General features: G+C 46.3%; 17 protein-coding genes. 3 read left to right on the top strand and 14 right to left on the bottom strand.

The window, feature by feature from the left end:
• Nucleotides 1–51: 51 nt before the first annotated feature.
• Entirely contained in the window at nt 52–804 is a 753-nt protein-coding gene (pstB, locus tag HPY27_RS25375; protein WP_017247280.1) for a phosphate ABC transporter ATP-binding protein PstB, read from the bottom strand.
• Nucleotides 805–1,038: 234 nt separating this feature from the next.
• Here pstB (HPY27_RS25375) and HPY27_RS25370 point away from each other — a divergent pair, with 234 nt between their 5' ends.
• Complete coding sequence (locus HPY27_RS25370) at nt 1,039–3,087, top strand: methyl-accepting chemotaxis protein (protein ID WP_017247279.1); 2,049 nt, start codon at nt 1,039–1,041, stop codon at nt 3,085–3,087.
• A gap of 54 nt (nt 3,088–3,141) precedes the next feature.
• Here HPY27_RS25370 and pstB (HPY27_RS25365) read toward each other — a convergent pair whose 3' ends face one another.
• The 4 genes from pstB (HPY27_RS25365) to HPY27_RS25350 all read right to left on the bottom strand — a co-directional run bounded on the left by pstB (HPY27_RS25365) (nt 3,142) and on the right by HPY27_RS25350 (nt 6,792).
• Nucleotides 3,142–3,915, bottom strand: a complete 774-nt coding sequence (gene pstB / locus HPY27_RS25365; RefSeq protein WP_174226280.1) for a phosphate ABC transporter ATP-binding protein PstB — start codon at nt 3,913–3,915, stop codon at nt 3,142–3,144.
• Between the two features lie 19 nt (nt 3,916–3,934).
• A complete protein-coding gene (gene pstA, locus HPY27_RS25360; RefSeq protein ID WP_017247277.1) occupies nt 3,935–4,825 on the bottom strand; it encodes a phosphate ABC transporter permease PstA in 891 nt (296 codons plus the stop codon).
• A complete protein-coding gene (gene pstC / locus HPY27_RS25355) occupies nt 4,826–5,773 on the bottom strand; it encodes a phosphate ABC transporter permease subunit PstC (protein ID WP_174226279.1) in 948 nt (315 codons plus the stop codon). It lies immediately after the preceding gene.
• 89 nt (nt 5,774–5,862) lie between these two features.
• Nucleotides 5,863–6,792 (bottom strand): phosphate ABC transporter substrate-binding protein PstS family protein, encoded by a 930-nt coding sequence (locus tag HPY27_RS25350; protein ID WP_017247275.1) that lies wholly within the window; start codon nt 6,790–6,792, stop codon nt 5,863–5,865.
• 185 nt (nt 6,793–6,977) lie between these two features.
• Between HPY27_RS25350 and HPY27_RS25345 the strand changes: the two genes are divergently transcribed.
• Nucleotides 6,978–7,178 (top strand): DUF378 domain-containing protein, encoded by a 201-nt coding sequence (locus HPY27_RS25345; RefSeq protein ID WP_174226278.1) that lies wholly within the window; start codon nt 6,978–6,980, stop codon nt 7,176–7,178.
• Nucleotides 7,179–7,755: 577 nt separating this feature from the next.
• Here the strand turns inward: HPY27_RS25345 and HPY27_RS25340 are convergent.
• From HPY27_RS25340 to HPY27_RS25305, 8 genes are all read right to left on the bottom strand, one after another.
• Entirely contained in the window at nt 7,756–8,304 is a 549-nt protein-coding gene (locus HPY27_RS25340) for a GerMN domain-containing protein (RefSeq protein ID WP_173624089.1), read from the bottom strand.
• Between the two features lie 14 nt (nt 8,305–8,318).
• Nucleotides 8,319–9,974: an N-acetylmuramoyl-L-alanine amidase family protein gene (locus HPY27_RS25335; protein ID WP_174226277.1), complete on the bottom strand. Its 1,656-nt coding sequence runs from the start codon at nt 9,972–9,974 to the stop codon at nt 8,319–8,321.
• A 172-nt stretch (nt 9,975–10,146) separates the two neighbouring features.
• Nucleotides 10,147–10,623, bottom strand: coding sequence for a hypothetical protein (locus HPY27_RS25330; protein WP_017247271.1), 477 nt, complete (start codon nt 10,621–10,623; stop codon nt 10,147–10,149).
• Nucleotides 10,624–10,664: 41 nt separating this feature from the next.
• Nucleotides 10,665–10,922 (bottom strand): hypothetical protein, encoded by a 258-nt coding sequence (locus tag HPY27_RS25325; RefSeq protein WP_007721136.1) that lies wholly within the window; start codon nt 10,920–10,922, stop codon nt 10,665–10,667.
• 129 nt (nt 10,923–11,051) lie between these two features.
• Entirely contained in the window at nt 11,052–12,647 is a 1,596-nt protein-coding gene (locus HPY27_RS25320; RefSeq protein ID WP_174226276.1) for a peptide ABC transporter substrate-binding protein, read from the bottom strand.
• A gap of 136 nt (nt 12,648–12,783) precedes the next feature.
• A complete protein-coding gene (locus tag HPY27_RS25315) occupies nt 12,784–14,436 on the bottom strand; it encodes a peptide ABC transporter substrate-binding protein (protein ID WP_017247269.1) in 1,653 nt (550 codons plus the stop codon).
• Nucleotides 14,437–14,859: 423 nt separating this feature from the next.
• Nucleotides 14,860–16,485 carry a peptide ABC transporter substrate-binding protein gene (locus tag HPY27_RS25310; RefSeq protein ID WP_017247268.1) on the bottom strand — a complete coding sequence of 542 codons (1,626 nt, stop codon included), beginning with the start codon at nt 16,483–16,485 and terminating at the stop codon, nt 14,860–14,862.
• Between the two features lie 242 nt (nt 16,486–16,727).
• Nucleotides 16,728–17,537, bottom strand: a complete 810-nt coding sequence (locus HPY27_RS25305) for a helix-turn-helix domain-containing protein (RefSeq protein WP_174226275.1) — start codon at nt 17,535–17,537, stop codon at nt 16,728–16,730.
• A gap of 115 nt (nt 17,538–17,652) precedes the next feature.
• Here HPY27_RS25305 and HPY27_RS25300 point away from each other — a divergent pair, with 115 nt between their 5' ends.
• Nucleotides 17,653–18,102, top strand: coding sequence for an SRPBCC family protein (locus HPY27_RS25300; RefSeq protein ID WP_174226274.1), 450 nt, complete (start codon nt 17,653–17,655; stop codon nt 18,100–18,102).
• A gap of 56 nt (nt 18,103–18,158) precedes the next feature.
• Here HPY27_RS25300 and HPY27_RS25295 read toward each other — a convergent pair whose 3' ends face one another.
• On the bottom strand, nt 18,159–19,808 hold the full coding sequence (locus HPY27_RS25295) for a peptide ABC transporter substrate-binding protein (protein ID WP_174226273.1): 1,650 nt from the start codon (nt 19,806–19,808) through the stop codon (nt 18,159–18,161).
• Between the last annotated feature and the right edge of the window lie 155 nt (nt 19,809–19,963).

Raw genomic sequence — 19,963 nt, 5'->3', positions numbered from 1 at the left:
AAAAAGAGCGGACCTCGAAAAGTCCGCTCTCCTACCATCAAGCCTATTGAATTATCCGAAACGTCCGGTAATGTAATCCTCTGTTCTTTTGTCACGAGGATTTTGGAAGATCGTCGGGGTACTGTCAAACTCGACTAGCTCTCCATTCAAGAAAAACGCAGTCTTATCGGAAATACGTGCTGCCTGCTGCATGTTGTGCGTCACGATTACAATCGTATAACGGCTCTTCAGTTCTTCCAACAGCTCTTCGATTTTCGCAGTAGAAATCGGGTCAAGGGCAGAGGTTGGCTCATCCATCAAAATGATCTGTGGCTGAACAGCGAGTGCCCGTGCGATACAGAGGCGTTGCTGCTGCCCACCCGAAAGCCCTGTTGCTGGCTTTTTCAGTACATCCTTCACTTCATCCCAAAGGGCTGCTGCCTTGAGGCTTGTCTCTACCAACTCGTCCAGCTTGTTACGATCGTTCATGCCATGGAGTCTCGGCCCGTACGTGATGTTGTCATAGATGCTCTTCGGAAAAGGATTCGGATGCTGAAACACCATGCCGATATTTTTGCGAAGTCGCTCAACCTCTACGCGAGAGCTATAAATATCCTCATCGAACACTTTTACCGTTCCCGTAATTTTGGTGTTCGGTACTGAATCGTTCATTCGATTCAACGTCCGTAAAAATGTAGACTTACCGCAGCCGGACGGACCAATTAATGCTGTAATGGAATCAGGCTCTACATCCAGATTTATATGATAGAGAGCTTGCTTATTACCGTAGAAGAGATTCAACTCTCTCACCGAAATAACGCTCATACGGTCTTCGCTCCTTCGTGATTGTTACGTCCTTTTACTTCCCCACTATAGCGCACCAATGTTAGGGTTCCGTGTGATGTTTATTAAGTTTCGATAAAGTTTTTGTTTTGGGACTTTTTACATAGGTCATTTTACATTAAGTTATGGTAAATCTTGCTGGTAAAGCATATACGCCCCCCTAAGTACCCCCTACAATGAAGCTGAACGTTTTGACGAATAAGGGGAGAACAATGAATGCCAGACATAAGAAAACTATGGGGTCACTCGTCGTTTCATTACCGTTCAATTTTCACCAGGCTGTTCGCAGGCATTATGGGGATGGTAGTCTGCATGATGGCAATCGCCGCTTTCTTCATCAGCTATCAATCCGAAGCCACGCTTAATGAAAAAACAAAGCAGCAATTACACGAGGCATCAGGTGCAGCTCTACAGAAAGTACATAGCAGGGTCTATGACATCGTAACCGCCTTGCAATCATTTGCTTCCACTTATAAAAACAGCACGGTTACCAACAGTCAGATCTTTGGCATTTTTACAGATATGTCTGCCAGCAATCCTACGATTTCTGAGTTACAGATCGTCACCACAGACGGACGGTATTTAACCTTTCCAGGATCACCCCTCGACAGTTCCTACGATCCGCGAAAAATGGACTGGTATGAGGGCGCATTGAATCTACCACAGCAGGGGATTTTTGTCTCAGATGTCTTCCAGTTTTCAGAGACGGAGTTTCCCAAGATCGCCGTCTCACTCCCTTTGCGCAATGAAGACGAGGAGCCCGTAGGCGTCGTCGTGGCATTTGTCTCTGTCCCGAAGCTGAGCGAATCCATCGGGCAGATTAAACTAGGGGAAACTGGATATGCCATGATTGTTGATCAACAAGGCAAGCTGGTCGCTCATCCCGATCAGTCCTACGCGTTGCAGCGCCCTCTTCTCTCAGAGCTTGCGATCGTGCAAAACGTCATCGCTGGTCAATCTGGCTACGAACCGAGCAGGATTAATGGAGTGGACTCTTTTGCCGCCTATCAATTTGACCCCTCCCTAAAATGGGGAGTGATCGTCGCACAGTCGGTATCCGAGGTAAAACAAGAGGTCCGTCGCCTTCAGCTAACCATTTTGGCCGTCTCACTCGTCGGACTCGCTGCACTCGCACTCATGCTGTATGTGTACGTACGTCGAATCATCAAGCCGATTAAAGAAGCACAACAAAAAATGTCCGCCTTTAGCGAGGGCGATCTCCTGCAAACCATGCACGTACAAAGCAATGATGAAATTCGCCAGTTGGCCGACAGCTTCAATCGAATGAGTGAACAAATCCGGACGATCATCGGTAAAATCCAGTATGTCATCTCAGACGTCAAACAAGTAGCCGATCATGTGGGAAAAGGCTCTCGCCATTCTCACGCCATGCAGTCAGAAGTCGTATCCGTAACAGAGCGACTTGCCCAAGAAATGGACAACCAGCAGGAGCAGATCGATGATATCCACGCCACGATGGCCGGCATCACGCAAGAAATGTCTCGAATCACAGACTCCATGGAAAAAGCAATCGTACAGAGCCAGGAATCACGTCAGCAAAATGCGAAAGCAGCAACCTCCATTGATTTGCTAAAAGAAAATATGCACAGTATCTCAGAGGATATGAAAGCTTCTATGCATGCCATGTCCTCCATGAGAGAAAGCATGAGCGACATCAACGAAATGCTCGGTCTGATTTCCGCCATCTCCAAGCGAACCAAGCTTTTGTCCTTCAATGCTCGAATCGAAGCTTCCAGGGCTGGACAAGCCGGAATCGGCTTCAGCGTCGTAGCAGACGAGATTCGCTTGCTGTCCGACCAGACCGAAGAAGCATCGGCCCGCATTCAAAAGGTAATTGAATCAGGGGAAGAACGAATGGAGCATGTAGCCGCCTGCTTGCAAACGACCGATCACGCTACTGTAAATGGCATTCAAACCTTGCACCAGGCCGCTTCTATCTTTCACAACACGATCCAGCTCAGTGAAGCGTTGACTGCGCAATTTGAATCGATCAGAACGCTCACAGGTACAATCTCGACACAGAGCCAAGCCATTTCACAGCGGGTAGACAATCTGTCTGCGTCTGCACAGCAAGTCGTATCAGGCACACAGCAAGCCGTAGCCGCCAATCAAGAAAGTCTATCCTTATCGGAGCAATTTCTCGATGACTCCCTGCGTTTGTCAGATATCGTTGAGGATCTGGAGCAAGCGATCAAATTTTTCAGAGCGGAAGACAGTCCCTCTCTCCACCGACATTCATCATGATAAGAAAAAGCCCTCCTGCAAGCACATGTGCTCGGGAGGGCTATTATTTTTCTATCAACCAAAACGTCCGCTAATATACGCTTCGGTTTTTTCGTTCTCAGGTGATGTGAAGATTTTCCCCGTCTCCTCCATCTCGATCAGCTCACCCATCAGGAAGAAGGCGGTTTTCTCCGAAATTCGCGCTGCCTGATGGAGGTTATGGGTAACGATCACGATCGTATACTCATCTTTTAGCTGCATGACCAGCTCTTCGATTTTCATGGTAGAGATCGGATCGAGAGCGGAAGCCGGTTCGTCCAACAGCAAAATGGTTGGTTGCATCGCGATTGCACGCGCGATACAAAGCCTTTGCTGCTGTCCACCAGAAAGGGAGAGCGCTGAATCGCGAAGACGATCCTTTACCTCATCCCAAAGCGCTGCTTTTCGCAAGCTCGACTCAACCAATTCATCCAAATCACGTCTATTTGTCATCCCGTGGAAACGAGGTGCAAATGCGATGTTTTCATAGATCGATTTGAAAAATGGATTCGCTCGTTGGAACACCATTCCTACCACTTGGCGCAGACTCTCGATGTTTACTTGCGAGCTGTTAATGTCGATACCATCTACAATAATGGAGCCCTCTACACGACAAGAAGGAACCAGATCATTCATCCGGTTCAAGCTCCGTAGAAGCGTCGATTTCCCACATCCGGACGGACCGATAAAGGCCGTCACGGAGTTGCGTTCAATATCCATTGATATATTTTTTACGGCTTGCTTCTCTCCGTAGTATACATTCACGTTATTCGTCTGAATGATCGTTTCTTGCATGGTCAGTACGGACATGGCTGCCACCTACCTCTTCTTAGTTTGATCCTGACGTCATCTTTTTGTAAACCCAATTCCCGAACCAACGAGCGGAAAGGTTAAAGAGCAAGACGGCAATAATCAGAACAGCAGCCGCGCCATCTGCGACATCACGCGCATCCGGTGTCAGCCCCTCGCTGTTTACCTTCCAAATATGCACGGCCAATGTCTCGGCAGGACGGAACGGGTTCAACGGTGAGGTCGTACTATTCAATGAGAAGTCGGTGAAATCCAGATTCGGTGAAGACATCCCTGCCGTAAACAGCAAGGCAGCCGCTTCCCCAAATACACGGCCTGATGCCAGAATGGCACCCGTAATGATCCCTGGGAGCGCTGCTGGAAGGATGACAGACACGATGGTACGCCATTTGGTAATACCAAGCGCGAGACTCGCTTCCTTTTGACTGCGAGGTACGTTGCGCAGTGCATCCTCTGTTACGCGAACCAAGAGTGGCAGGTTAAATACTGTCAGCGCAAGTGCTCCACCAAACAGGGTATAGCCCCAGCCTGTCATATTTACGAACACGAGTAATCCAAACAAACCAACTACGATAGACGGAAGGGAAGACAATACTTCTATACTCATGCGGATAAACTGTGTAATCTTGTTATCCGGCGCATATTCGGCCATATAAATGCCTGCTCCGATTCCGAGCGGCAACGCGATCAGCATGGTCAGGACCAGCAAGTACAACGAGTTGAAAAGCTGCGGTCCAATCCCGCCACCCGCATTGACGATATCCGGCGGAGAGGTCAAAAAGTCGAGATTCAGCTTATGCCAACCTTGAGAGAGAATGAAGCCCAATAGTCCCACCAAGGTACCAATAATCAGTACGGCAATCAGTGTCAAAACAACAGTAGCAGCGCGGTCCATCAGTCTCGCTTTCATCTATTTTGCCAACCTCTTTCTGCCCAACAGGCGCAAAATCACGATAAAGATGAAAGACATCGCCAAGAGCAGCAAAGCCATTGACCAGAGAGCATTGTTATACGGAGTTCCTTGAATCGTATTCCCCATGTTCAATGTAATACCGCTAGTGAGCGTACTGATCGGTTCGAACAAACCGCCTGGCAGCTTCGTTGTGTTACCGATAACCATTTGCACAGCCAAAGCTTCTCCAAAAGCGCGAGACATCCCCAAAACAATGGCCGTTAAACAGCCAGGAAGCGCGGAATGCAACACGACATTCCAAATGGTTTGCCAGCGAGTAGCACCCAGCGCGAGTGAAGCGTTGCGCAAATCTTGCGGAACAGCCTCAATTGCATCTGCTGCCACACTCGTAATGGTAGGCAAAATCATCAGGGCAAGAACAAGTCCCCCTGCCAATAAGCTGAAGCCAAGAACATCAAATTGTTCGCGAATAAATGGAACAAGCAAAGTTAGTCCAACATAACCGTAAACGACTGATGGAATACCAACCAACAGCTCGATAACCGGCTTCAATACTTTTTTCCCGAAGCCAGGAAAGATCTCTGTCATAAAAATAGCGGCGCCGATTCCAAGTGGCGCGGCAATCAAAGCAGCCAGTGCCGTTACGAAAAACGAACCGAGGATAAAGGGCAACACACCATACGCGGATGGTTCACCTTCTGGGTCCCATTTGTCATGCGTTAAAAATTCTTTGAAGCTTACCCCATCGATGAAGAACGTCGACAGCCCTTTTGAAGCAATAAAATAGGTGATCGATAAAACAACAATAACGAGCAAACCCGCACAAATCATCGCGATGGTTTTGCCGGTAATATTCTCTGTCTTTTGACGCTTGTTCGTTGTCAGCATTTTTTGCGCAATCATCGATTTACGCTCTTTATTTACCCCTTCAGTACGATGGCTCATGTTCTCCCTCCTGGAAAGAAAACGACTGTACGCAAGCAAAATGAGGGGAAGGCCCCCCTACCCCTCTATTTTGCTGTTGACGATAACGCTTATTTTTGTGTTACTTTGCCTTCTGCATCACGTTCCACTTTCATATCTGTGATTGGCAGGAAGCCCAATTCTGTTACAGTTTTCTTTTGTACTTCGTCAGTCAGGATGAAGTCCAGGAACGCTTTTGCATCGCCAGCTGCTTCACCTTTGGTGTACATATGCTCGTACGCCCATACTGGATATTTGTTCGATGTAATGTTTTCTGCGTTTGCTTCCACACCATCCAATTTCAGAGCTTTTACAGAGTCGTTGAAGTAGGACAGTGCCAAGTAACCAATTGCACCTGGTGTTTCAGCAATGATTTTGCGAACAGTACCGGAGGAATCCTCTGTGATACCTTCTGCTTCTTCTTTACCATCCAACGCGAATTTGCTGAATGTCGCGCGAGTTCCGGAAGATTTCGGACGGTTAACCAGCGTGATCTTCATGTCTTCACCGCCAACGTCTTTCCAGTTGGTGATTTTACCAGTGAAGATGTCGATCAATTGTTGCTTAGTTAAGTTGTCTACTTTTACTTGCGGGCTTACCGCTGCTGCCATACCGACAACCGCTACTTTATGGTCTACCAGTTCGTTTGCTGGAATGCCTTTTTTCTCTTCTGCGAAAATATCGGAGTTACCGATCGTTGCTGCACCGCTTGCTACTTGGCTCAAGCCCGTGCCGCTTCCTCCGCCTTGTACTTGGATTTGTGCGCCTGCATTTTTTGCCATAAAGTCTTTGGCCGCTTGCTCGACCAGAGGCTGTAAAGCGGTAGAACCCACTGCTGTTACAGGTTCACCGGAAGTTTTTGGTGTCGAACCAGAGTTGCTTTGCTCTTTAGCTGGTTGTTGCGCTGGTGCTGGAGTCTGTGCAGTGTTGCCGCTTCCACACCCCGCGAGTAATGCCCCTACACATGTCAGCGCAATAAACATTTTGCTGAGTTTTTTCATTGGATGAAAATCCTCCTTAAAAGGTTCGGTTTGTTTTTTTCTCTCTTACAAGTACAAACTATACAGCGGGAATGTTGTCGTATTATGTTGTGAATGTAAAGCTTTCTTAAAGATGCAGAGGTTCCTGTTGTAAAACGGCGCAAGCATGGGAATACTGTCCCTATTCTTTTGGTGGGGGTGTCCATGTGGAACGGCTGGCCTTGCTTTTTGTGATCATTGGTGCCCTGAACTGGGGATTAATCGGGTTATTTCAATTTGATTTAGTCGCAAGCGTGTTTGGTGGAGCGGAGTCTATCGTCAGTCGAATCGTGTATACGATGGTAGGCTTGTTTGGGGTGTATGCCATCAAGTTTCTTTTCACGGATCGGGAAGAAACACCAACATAAAAAATGATGTCCGGCTGTCCGGCTGTTGGGGAGAGGAGGAAACAGGAGAAAACGCTCAGCTTCTTGTCCCACCCGCTGAGGGATTCACTGCCCGTCTCCATGAAATAAAGCGAAACCCGCGTCCAAAGTGGTCCATTCAAGAGGTGTCTCAGAGGTGGACGCTAAAAGCTTGTTTCGCTTTTTTTCATTACGCCTCGGTCGGTGTACCAAAGATCTTCGCTTATTTCTCCTGTTTCCTCTACGAGCTTTCCGTGCTATTCGGTTTATAAAAGCCTTAAAAGAATGTAAGGATGTCATCAGTCACAACAGAGAAGAATATTTCCAGGCGTAGCGACTTGTGGAGTCCAACCGAGCGGAGAAGCGATTAGCGGGCAAAAGAAACGCAACGTGCTCGCGCTACGTAGCGGCTACCACTTTTGCGTTTCCCCGCTAATCGCTTCGGAGCGGACAGCTCAGCCCCCAGCAGGACGGAGCCTGGAGCCTAGACTGGAAATATTCTTCTCCCCACGCCAGCCACGATACGAGAAAAAAACGGCACTTCCCGATTAACAGGATGTGCCGCCTTTATGGTGATGAATTAATTGTCTCGTTTCAGTGGCTCAGAGAGATCTACGTGCCCCATCAGCGTTTCTACTTTCTTGCCATCCTCTAAGAAGACAATTTCCTTTACTTCCGAGAACTGAAAGAATGTATTCTTCAACGCATCCAAAGCCATCGTCTCGCCACTTGAACCCATATTGAACTGATTCTTGCTATCCGCATCAATCGTCAGGGTTCCTTTATTAATTGTGATCGAATGGTACTTGAAGTCTTTCCACAGTGGAGTGTGCACGTCTGGCTTTACAGGTGTCTCCAACAGGGCAAGTGTCTTTTTGTACTTCTCGATATCTTCTGCAAACGTGATCTCTTGCTCTTCTTTTTGCAGCTCCATCACATTATTATCCGAATAGTAAACGGTGACCATTTGCTTTTTCAGAGTCGGCTCTGTTGTCGATGGATCAGTGTTTGAACCAGATGGCTGTTCTACTGGTGTGGTTGGCTGTGGTGTTTCTGTCGCGTTTTGCCCACATCCGGCCAAAAGCAGCATCACTAACGCTGCCATCCAGATCACTCGACTTTTTTTCATCGTGAAAAGCCCCCTTACTGATAAGACTCGTAGTATTCACGAATAGCCGCAACAATGGCTTTCGCGATTTTATCTTGGAATGCCGGATTCGTCAGCTGCGCGTTCTCCTGTGGATTGGAGAGGAAGCCTGTCTCGGTCAACACAGCAGGCATTTTCGTGTTTTTGATCACATAAAAGCCACTCTGTTTGACGCCTCGATCCGGGAACTGCGTTGCCCCACGCAAATGTTTATGTACCACTTGGGCAAAGTCTTTACTGTTTTCATTATAATAGAAAGTTTCTGTTCCTGCAGCCGTCGGTTTCGGGAATGCGTTGGCATGAATAGACAAGAACATGTCGGCTTCTAACTCATTGGCAAAAGCGACACGCTCTGACAGTTCATAAAACACATCTGTCGTGCGTACGGGAACGACTTGAAACTCTGGATATTGCTTCAGCAAAGCCACAATCTTATTGGAGACAGCCAGGTTGTAATCTTTTTCATTGTTGCCAGCGGAGCCCTTCGTGCCTGGGTCTTTTCCTCCATGACCGGCATCAACAACGATCAGGTAGCCTGTTTTCTTCGGTTTTGGCGTCAATTTTACTTCGATACCGTCTTTCGTGTAAGCCAGCTCATACGTGCTCTTTTGGTTCAGCTCAATAACAACGCGGACCGTGTCAGGAGATGCACTGTATTGGCTGTAACGCAGGTCAGCGATGAGAGGTTCTTCTTTCGCTTGTTCTGCCTGATTCTGTTCATCAGAATCTGAATCTCTGTCTTGGTCTTCATCATCAGCGGAGGCTATTTCCTCGGATTCGCCTACACTATCATTTTTCTCGTCTTGACGTTTTAGATCTTCGACTAAATCATCATCCAATGCTGTTTGTGGGAGATCCAAGACGATCCGGTGAGGACCTGTCATCACAAAGGACTGAGGAATTACAGGTATGGTCGTTTCAATACGAACACGGTCGCCATCCTTAGATACATCTTTCAAAACATTGAGGCGATCGATCTCAACCTGATTATTTTTCTTGTCCCACGCAAATGACCCGCCAAGCTCGTCCTCCAATTGACGTAATGGGAGGACCAACTGATCATCAATCGTCATCCCGCGCTCAGGTCGTTTCCACGCAAAGCCTTTTTGTCCCACTTGCTCAGCTACAGCCTGTGCGGACGCGTACATCGTGTCTTCCACTTGATACAGCTTGATCGGCTGGGTTGGTGCCTTGCCATTCAGCTTTACCTGTGGTGTTTCGTTTGCAATGACAGTTCGTGTGCTGTTGTCCCACCCGACTGTAACACCAAGTGACTCCCCGACAAAACGCAGTGGCAGCAACATACGCTTTTGTGAAATAACAGGCGGCGTATCGAGCTTCACTTGTTTACCGTTCAACATTGCCGTACTGGAGTCAAGTGTAAGGGAGAGCTGCTGCGTGCCTTTGGAAATGACAGCTGTTCGAGTAGCTTCATTCCAATCCACTTTTGCACCTAGCCCTTCGGCGATGACACGGACGGGAACCAACGTGCGTCCATTCTTGATGACTGGCGGCACTTCAGCATTCACTGCTTGTCCACCAATCATGAGATTGACAGCTTCCTCTGAAGCACTGCTTGCTGCAACCGCCCAACCGGGGATTAGCAGTAGGACCAGCAATGCAAAAAGCAGAGGGTAAAATCGTCTCTTCATCCTGACCTCCTCCGTGATGTCTGTTTTCTTCGTTATGTGGCGTCAGCCAATGTGCAACGTTCACCATTCTATTAGACGCTCGATGATCTGTAAAGTTTATAGTCTTTTGGTACCAAAATGAAAAGACCGCCTCCGCAAGCCCCGCGAGACAGTCTTTGCAACTAATCATTTGTTATCGAAAAAATCCCCTTCTCTCTTGCCTACTTACTTCTTGAACTGGTTTTTTTATCATGTTCAAGCCCCCGTTAGCAAGAAATTGCTGGATCAGCGAAATCACAGCTGGATTCGACAGCACCTTAATGGAGTCGGCTACCTTGGGGTTTTTCAATTGGGGAATAGCGTCGCCTAGATACGGTAAAAGCGGTAGTAAGTCTTCGATAGAAATAGCAGGCTTTTGTGGTTGGGGTACTGCTTCCACTTGAGCGGCATTCCGTCGTCCTCCAAACAGCAGACCTCGCCGTTCTCCTGTACTTCTTGGAGGTGCTTGTTTGAGACGCCCCAGTGTATTCTTCATATCCTGTAGCTCCTGTCTCACCTGACTCATTTCTCTCATCATTTGGGCATTATTTGCATGCTGTGCATCCGCTAGTTTGTTGATTGATTCTTGCAAATTGCCCCTGGGGACAGCCTGCTTCTTTTTCGCTTTCATTTTTTCAACGATAATCCCACCTCCCTCCTCACTCTCCCCCCTTATCTAAAACGTTTTTTTATATTTTCCAAATCCTTTGCAGTGACACCTTTTTTCGAAAGCTTATTCAACAGGCTTCCGACATTTTCTGTTTTCTGCATCTGACGAAACTGCGCAGCATAACTGTTTACCTCTTGCTCGGTCAATTTTTTCCCTGACTTTCTGGCCATTTCACGAATGACTTCCTTGATTCCCGCATCTGTCCTCAGCTTTTCCTTAGGAATTGATTTGACAATGTTGAGCAAAGAACCAATATCCATCAATATCCCCCCTGGTTGCAGTTAGTTCCTTTTTACTCTATGTAGCCAAGGGCGTAATGGATTGGTCATTTGTCCATGAGACTAAAAAAAAGAAGAGGGACACGAAAATAGCCCTCTCCTCCTGCATTCTTATTTTTTGGTGATATCCGCATATTTGAAGTCAATATCCCCAAGTCCATCCATCACGACATCTTTCAGATTTTCGTTCTGCACCCAAGAGTTCGCATAGAAGTAGATTGGCATGATTGGCATTTCGTCCATCAGGATTTGCTCCGCCTGCAGTAGAATTGCTTTGCGCTTCTCCAGGTCTTGCTCCAGAGCAGATTGGTTCAGGAGCTCCTTGTACTTTGGATTTTCCCAACGTGTATCGTTGTTTCCGCCGTTTTTTTCTTGGAACATATCCAAGAAGTTGATGGGATCATTGAAGTCACCCAACCAGCCTCCACGAGCGATTTGATACTTACCTTGGTGAACGTCTTCTAAGTATACCTTCCATTCTTTATTTTCGAGCTTTATATCTACACCGAGGTTTTTCTTCCATTGAGCCTGTATTTCTTTTGCGATCTTTTTATGACCTTCGGATGTGTTGTAGATGAGTGTGATTGGCGGGAGTTTGGAGATACCCTCTTCCTTCATACCTTCTACCAGTAATTTCTTTGCAACTTTAAGGTCATTATCTTTGAAGTAACCGTCTTTGTTCAACGCCATGCTCGGAGGTACATAGCCTGTTGCCGGTACTTGACCAGCTTTCAGGATATCGGTGGTGATGCTTTCACGTTTAATTGCATACGCGAACGCCTTACGAATTTTTGCGTTGGTAAACGGTGCTTGCTCTGTATTGAAACGATAAAAATAGGCACCGGCGATTGGCTGTGTCTTCAAGATGCCAGCTTCCCTCAAAACCGGAATTTCGTCGGTTGGCAGCGAGGAGTTTGGAGCACCAGCCCAATCCAGTTCGTCGTTATCAAACATGGATAATTCCGTATTCTCATCCTCTATCATGGTGAATTCGATCTTATCCAATTTTACGTTAGCTTTATCCCAGTACTTCTCGTTCTTTACAACAGTCAGCTTGCTCTTGTGTTCCCATGTTTCCATTTTGAATGGTCCGTTGCCAACAACCGTCTTTGCCTCGTCAGCCCATTTTTTGTTGCCTTCGACTACCTTCTTGTTCACTGGGAAGTATGTTTTAAAAGCAACCAGCTCCGGGAAAAATGGTGTCGGGTTTGTCAGTTCCACTTTTAGCGTCTTATCGTCAATCGCCTTTACGCCAACGTCTCCCGCCTTGCCAATCCTTTTGTTGAAGTCTTCTGCACCTTTCAAATAGTACAGTTGATATGCATAGCTGGAATCTGTCTTTGGATCGAGAGCACGTTTCCAAGCATATTCGAAGTCATATGCCGTTACTGGATCGCCGTTGCTCCATTTTGCTTCACGAATCTTGAATGTATAAGTCTTCCCATCCTCAGAAACGGTAAAGCTCTCAGCAGCGGCTGGGTGCAGCTTTCCATCTGTTCCGAGACGTGTCAGACCTTCGAATGTAGCTGTGATGATCGTACTAGAGGTAGTATCCTCCGCAATTCCTGGGTCTGCTGTAGGCGGCTCCCCTTGCAAATTCATTCTTAAAACTTTAGGTTCAGCTGCTTGGATAGCGCCTTCGTACCCTGTCATCATTCCACCGAAAACGAGGACTGAACTCAAAGCCAGAAAAACACTCTTTTTCATCATACACACCCCTATTTCCTTAATGAAAATCTTCCAAAAATTAGTATACATGAAAAGTGTAAAAATTTGGATATTATATAGACAAAAAAAGAAGAGAGGTGAGTATAACACCGCTCTTCTTTTACATGCATAGCTATTATTTCTTTTCTGCGATATCTGCGTATTTGTAGTCTACAGCACCCAGACCATCGATGATTACGTCTTGAACCTTGTCGTCTTTCACCCAAGATTGTGTGTAGTAGTAGATTGGCATAATTGGCATTTCATCCATCAGGATTTGCTCCGCTTGTGCCAGGATTGCTTTACGTTTTTCTGGGTCTAGCTCCAGAGCGGATTGGTTCAGGAGTTCTTTGTACTTCGGATTTTCCCAACGAGTATCGTTGTTTCCGCCGTCTTTTTCCTTGAACATTTCCAGGAAGTTGATTGGATCGTTGAAGTCACCCAACCAGCCTGCACGAGCCACTTGGTATTTACCTTGGTGTACGTCATCCAGGTATACCTTCCACTCTTTGTTCTCGAGCTTCACGTCTACGCCGAGGTTTTTCTTCCATTGGTCTTGGATTGCTTCAGCAATCTTTTTGTGACCTTCGGAAGTGTTGAAGGAAAGAGTAAGTGCCGGGAATTTGCTGAGACCCTCTTCTTTCAATCCTTCTTCGAGCAATTTCTTAGCTGTCTCGATGTCATTATCCTTGTAGAAACCGTCTTTGTTCAGTGCCATGCTTGGTGGTACATAGCCTGTTGCAGGCAATTGACCAGCTTGCAGGATGTTGTCGATCAGGCTTTGACGATCGATCGCATAAGCAAACGCTTTACGGATTTTTACGTTGTTAAACGGTGGTTTTTCTGTGTTGAAACGGTAGAAGTAAGTACCCGCGATTGGTTGAGTTGTCATTTTGCCGGATTCTTTCAAAGCCGGGATCGCGTCTGTTGGCAACGCAGATGTTGGAGCACCTGCCCAGTGCAGTTCACCGTTTTCGTACATGGACAGCTCAGTATTCTCATCCTCTACCATGGAGAATTCGATTTTGTCCAATTTTACATTGTCTTTATCCCAGTAGTTGTCGTTTTTGGAAACTACGAGCTTGCTCTTGTGCTCCCAAGAATCCATTTTGAATGGACCGTTACCAATAACTGTTTTCGCATCGGTAGCCCATTTATCGTTGCCATCTACTACTTTTGGATTAACTGGGAAGTATGTTTTGAATGCAACCAGCTCCAGGAAGAATGGAGTTGGGTTCGCCAATTCTACTTCGAGTGTTTTATCGTCAACTGCTTTTACGCCAACGTCTTCTACTTTACCCTTGCCTTTGTTGTAGGCTTCTGCGCCCTTCACATAGTACAATTGGTATGCATAGTTGGAAGCTGTTTTTGGATTAAGAGCGCGTTTCCACGCATATTCGAAATCTTTTGCGGATACAGGATCGCCATTGCTCCATTTATTATCACGGATTTTGAATGTATATTTTTTACCATCCTCAGAAACAGTATAGCTCTCTGCTGCTGCTGGAGCATATTTACCGTCTTTACCAACGCGAGTCAGACCTTCGAAGGTAGCTGTGATGATTGTGCTGGAAGTTGTATCTTCCGCGATACCTGGGTCAGCTGTTGGTGGCTCGGAGTGCAGGTTCAGTTTCAGTAATTTAGGGCCAGTTGCTGGTGCAGAATTTTCTGTCTTTCCTGCCGATGCATTGCTATCTGCTGGTGCCGCCTGGTTTCCGCCACCGCATCCTGCGAGTGCCGCACCAAGAACGAGGATAGAACTCATTGCCACGAAAACATTCTTTTTCATACAAGTAATCCCCCTTTTCTAAATCTTTTATCAATATACATGGTTTTATATATTTTTTAAATATGTTTTAGAATGATTTAATAAATTTTTATTTATTTATAAAGAGAATTAATGAATTATAAAATATATTGATCGATAAATAAATTTTCCAGAACATCCCTATCTCGATATCCCTACGAAAAACCGCATAATATCAAGCTTTTTTAGAGTTGAGGATTCAACCATCATTTATCGATCTATTTTTTCACTCACCCAATTTTATCCACAGTCAGTAAAATCGCAATAGTAATTTAATTTATAATTTTATAATTCCTAACATCATCATCAATTCTCTGCTCAATTGTTCTCTCTTATAAATGGTTTATAAAAAAAGAAGAGTGCCGTAGCACTCTTCTCTTGTTACAACTTGTTATGCGCTTTTTCTTATTGAATGTCTGCCCATTTCCAGTCTACGAAACCGAGACCGTCGAGTACTACACCTTTTACTTTGTCTTTTTTCACATAAGAATGAGTGTAGTAGTAGATTGGCATTGCTGGCATTTCGTCCATGAAAATGGCTTCTGCTTGTGCCAGGATTTGTTTGCGTTTTTCTGGGTCTTTTTCCAAAGCAGACTGGTTCAGCAGCTCTTTGTACTTCGGATTTTCCCATTTCGTGTCGTTGTTTCCGCCATCTTTGTCCTTGAACAGGTCCAAGAACGTGTATGGATCGTTGTAGTCACCAGTCCAGCTGGAACGTGCGATTTGGAATTTACCTTGGTTTACATCTTCCAAGAATACTTTCCATTCTTTGTTCTCCAGCTTAATGTCTACGCCGAGTGCTTTCTTCCATTGGTCTTGGATCGCTTCGGCAATTTTCTTGTGACCTTCAGACGTGTTGAAGGAAAGAGTAAGGGTCGGCATTTTGGTAATGCCTTCTTCCTTCATACCTTCTTCCAGCAATTTTTTCGCTACTTCTGCATCGCCGTCTTTGAAGTACGGGCTTGTTGCCACTGCCATTGTTGGCGGGATCAGACCCATTGCTGGTTCTTGGTTTGCTTGCGTGATGTTGTCGATGATAGATTTACGATCGATTGCATAAGCAAACGCCTTACGGATTTTCGCGTTGTTGAACGGCGGAACTTCCGTATTGAATTTGTACAGGTACGTACCTGCGATCGGGCGTGTTTGCATTTGGCCGGATTCTTTCAATGCAGGAATCGCATCGGTAGGAAGTGAGCTCAAAGGTGCTCCGGACCAATCCAAATCGTCATTGTCGAACATGGACAGCTCTGTATTTGCATCTTCAACCATGGAGAAGTTGAGCTTGTCGAGTTTTACAACGTCTTTATCCCAGTAGGTATCGCTCTTCACGAGAACCAATTTGCTCTTATGTTCCCATTTTTCCATTTTGAATGGACCGTTACCTACGTGTGTAGCTGCTTCGCCCGCCCATTTATCGCTGCTTTCCACTACTTTTTGGTTAACTGGGTAGTACGTATAGAACGCAGTCAGCTCCAAGAAGAATGGTGTTGGGTTTTTCAAAGTCACGACGAGTGTTTTATCGTCTTTTGCTTTTACGCCAACATCTTCAGCTTTTGCTTTACCCTTGTTGTATTCTTCTGCATTTTTCAGGTAATACAATTGGTAGGAGTAGTTAGATGCTGTTTTCGGATTGAGCGCTCGCTTCCAAGCGAATTCGAAATCCTTTGCAGTAACTGGCTCCCCATTGCTCCATTTGCTGTCACGCAGGGTGAATGTATAAGTAAGACCATCTTCGGATACGTCAATTTTTTCTGCTACAGATGGATGTGGTTTGCCATCTTCGCCAATACGAGTGAGACCATCAAATGTTGCACGCAGAACCGCACTGGAAGTAGAATCCTCAGCCAATGCAGGGTCAGCAGTTGGTGGCTCGGACATCATGTTCATTCTCAATTCTTTAGGACCGCTTGTTTGCTCCTTAGAAGCATTGCCTTGCTCGCCTGCTTTCTCACCGCCGCCGCCACAACCTGCCAGCGCCGCACTCAGAACCAGGATAGAACTCATTGCTGCAAAAACGCTTTTTTTCACGGTGTTGACCCCCTATTTTTCTATCGGTAAAACTTCATTGAAAGCTACTCCACAAATATACTGCATTTTTAGTAATATTGAAGACATTTTAAGTAAAATTAATTATGTTTTATTCAAACATCAAATTCTATTAAAGGAAATAAATTTGGTATTTTCATCATGATGAAGTATGCCTCGTATATAAAAATTTATGCAGGAATGAAACAACCCCTCCGACCAGAAGGCGAAGGGGTTCACTATGATTAAATTTGGGCTCGTCGATACTCGTTCGGCGCTACACCAACGATTTCTCGAAAATCTCGAATGAAGTGAGAGTGATCGTAGTAGCCAAGAGAGGTAGACAGGTCCAGCCAATCTTGGACTGTTCCCTGGTCAATCTGCTCTGCTGCCTCATGCAGTCTGTATCGTTGGATGACCGACTTCGGACTGACACCTACATAACGATCAAACAAACGCTGCATCGTCCGCATGTTCATTCCGGTCAACTGTACCGCATCCTCGACCTTGAGTACGGATCGATCTGCCTGGATCATCCTGACAATTTCACTGATGCGCGCTACATTCGGGTCAGGCTCCGGCAAATATTCGAATAGAAAGGCTTCTACCCTTTTTATCATTTGCTCATCATCTGGCAGGCTTAGCACTTCTTTCTCAAGCTGCTCGGTTGAAACACCAACACCAAATAAGGCTTCCAGACTCGAAGAAGTACCACTCAACTTTGATACCGGGGCATTCAGAAACGGATAAAAACCTCCTGGCCTGAATTTCACTCCAAACACTTGGCCTTGTCCCGCTAAAAGATGCGAGGAAGTCGTGCGGGCTACACCAAAAATGCCAGTTGCTCCTTTTTCAAACACGAGATTCACATTAGGATGAGCCAGTACGGTTTGCGAGTAAGGAAGTTGTGTACGCAAATCCCACCTGACGATCCAGTAGTGCTGCACGAAGTAGCTAATTTCGGCAGATGGCTCGTATCTGTCCAGCGAAAATTTCTTCTGCCCAATCATGGCATGCAGTACACCCTTTGGGAGCTTGGCAGTCTGATTTTCCAAGGTGCGCCTCCTGTCGTGTTTTTACAATACACACTACCGAATTCTTCTTATAGTAAGAGTAGTAGTTGGGAGACTTGATTACAATTCCCAAATGAAAAAATCAGGGGGTAAAACGATGGATCTTCGCTTCGATTTCTACATTGGTGCTACGCCAGAGCAAGTCTGGCATGTCCTTACTTCCGATGAAGGCGTAAAGAGCACCTTCTTTGGCTGTACGATTCAGTCGACTTTTCAAGTAGGCGATGAGATGGCTTACGTTGGTCCGGGGAAAGACGGTGACGACACGGTTCATGTATACGGGAAGATCTTGCAGCTCGAACCTCATCATATTTTCAGTTTCACTGAACATCCTGGTCCTGCCTATTACAAGAATCATGCGGAATTACAGTCTCGTGTCACCATTACCTTAGAACCGGTTGGCGGCTGCACCAAGCTGACTTTGATTCAGGATCAATGGACAGAAAACCACCCCTCCCACGAAAGTGCCAGCAACAATTGGCCAATGATGCTCTCATCGATCAAGACGTATGCGGAGACAGGCAAGACACTTGATCTTGGCTACTAATAGAAAAGAATCCCGAAACCAGCAATTTCGTTGGCCTCGGGATTTTTGTTTTTTTGTTACTCCGTCATTTCTGCCCACTTCAGGTCAATAAATCCGAGTCCGTCCACTTGAACGCCTTTCACCTTGTCGCTTTGTACCCAGACATCGACATCCGTGAACATGGGGATCAAAGGCATGGCATCCATGAAGATTTGCTCAGCCTCTCCAAACAGCTGCTTGCGCTTCTCTGGATCAATTTCTACTGATGCCCGTTTCAGCAGCTCTTGGTAGCGTGGGTCTTCCCAGCCTGTGTCGTTGTTGCCTGTATTACCATCCCGGAACATTTCCAGGTAATTCATTGGATCATTAAAGTCTGCATTCCAGCCGATACGGCCTATTTCGTAATTAAGTTGATGCATATCCTGTATGTGAACAGTGGCCTCCTTCACCATGAGCTTTACTTCAATGCCAAGTTTTTGTTTCCATTGGTCCTGAAGCGCCTCGGCAATTTTCTTATGTCTGTCGCTTGGGTTGTACGTCAAGGTGATCGGAGGCAGCGTTGTCACGTTAAGCTCCTTCATACCTTCTTCCAACAGCTTTTTGGCCGTTTCTACATCATTATCTTTGAAGTAGCCTTCTTTTTTGATAATCATGGATTGCGGCAACATCCCCATCGTTGGCACTTGGCCCACTTGTGTGATGTTATCCACGATGGTTTTACGGTCAACCGAGTATGCCAAGGCTTTACGAATTTTCACATTGCTGAGCGGCCCTTTTGTCGTATTCAACTTGTACCAGTACATCGTCGCTTTTGGATGAACAACGAGTTTGCCCGCGTCTCTCAGTGTCGGGATCGCATCGGTGGGAAGTCCACCGAGTGGCTGACCTGCCCAATCCAGCTCACCGTTTTCGAACATGGACAGGGCTGTATTATCGTCCTCGATCATCGCGATCTCGATGCGATCGAGCTTCACTACGTCTTTATCCCAGTATTGCTCGTTCTTTTCAAGCACGATCTTGCTCTTGTGCTCCCACGCTTTCATCTTAAATGGACCGTTGCTTACGTGCGTCGCCGCTTCGTTTGCCCATTTTGGATTGGCCTCCACTACTTTTTGGTTAACCGGGTAGTACGTGTAGAAAGCCGTCAGCTCCAGGAAGTAAGGCGTTGGATTCTCAAGTGTGACTTCCAGTGTTTTGTCATCGATTGCCTTCGCACCGAGTTCGTCGGGCTTCGCCTGGCCTTTGTGAATCAGCTGCGCATTTTTAATGTAGTACAGCTGATAAGCATACTCAGCCCCAAAAGTCTTGCCGAGTGCACGCTTCCATGCATACACGAAGTCATGGGCAGTGACTGGATCACCATTGCTCCATTTGGAGTCGCGGAGCGTGAACGTATACACCAGTTTGTCATCCGAGATTTTCACATCGGATGCTACTGAATTCACTGGCTTTGCGTTTGCATCAAAGCGAGTCAAGCCATCAAACGTAGCACGAACGATCGCTCCCGCAGTGGCATCCTTCGCAAGACCAGGGTCCGCTGTCGCAGGCTCACTCATAATGTTCGCCCGAAATAATTGCGGCTTTGCATTTGCAGACTTTTCAGCTGGCGCCGCGGTTCCCTCACTTGGAGGGGTTGTCGTTGATGGCTGCGTACTCGTGGAGCATCCAGCTAACACGCTTCCGGCGACCAGCATCGCGCCAAGAAACAACTTGAGATTTCTTTTCATCAGAAAATTCCCCCTTATCTATATTTTCTCATTTCAAACACAATATACTCGACGGGAATTGGGTTGAAAACGGGGTTCGTATAGATTTAATTTAATTTTATGAAAATTCACTACATTATAAATAAAAGTAAAACCCAACCAGCTTTTCGGCCAGT

This window comes from Brevibacillus sp. HB1.1 (assembly GCF_013332445.1).
Lineage (GTDB): Bacteria > Bacillota > Bacilli > Brevibacillales > Brevibacillaceae > Brevibacillus > Brevibacillus porteri.
The sequence above is the reverse complement of the archived record's forward strand: the minus strand, read 5'-3'. Positions and strand labels throughout refer to the sequence as shown.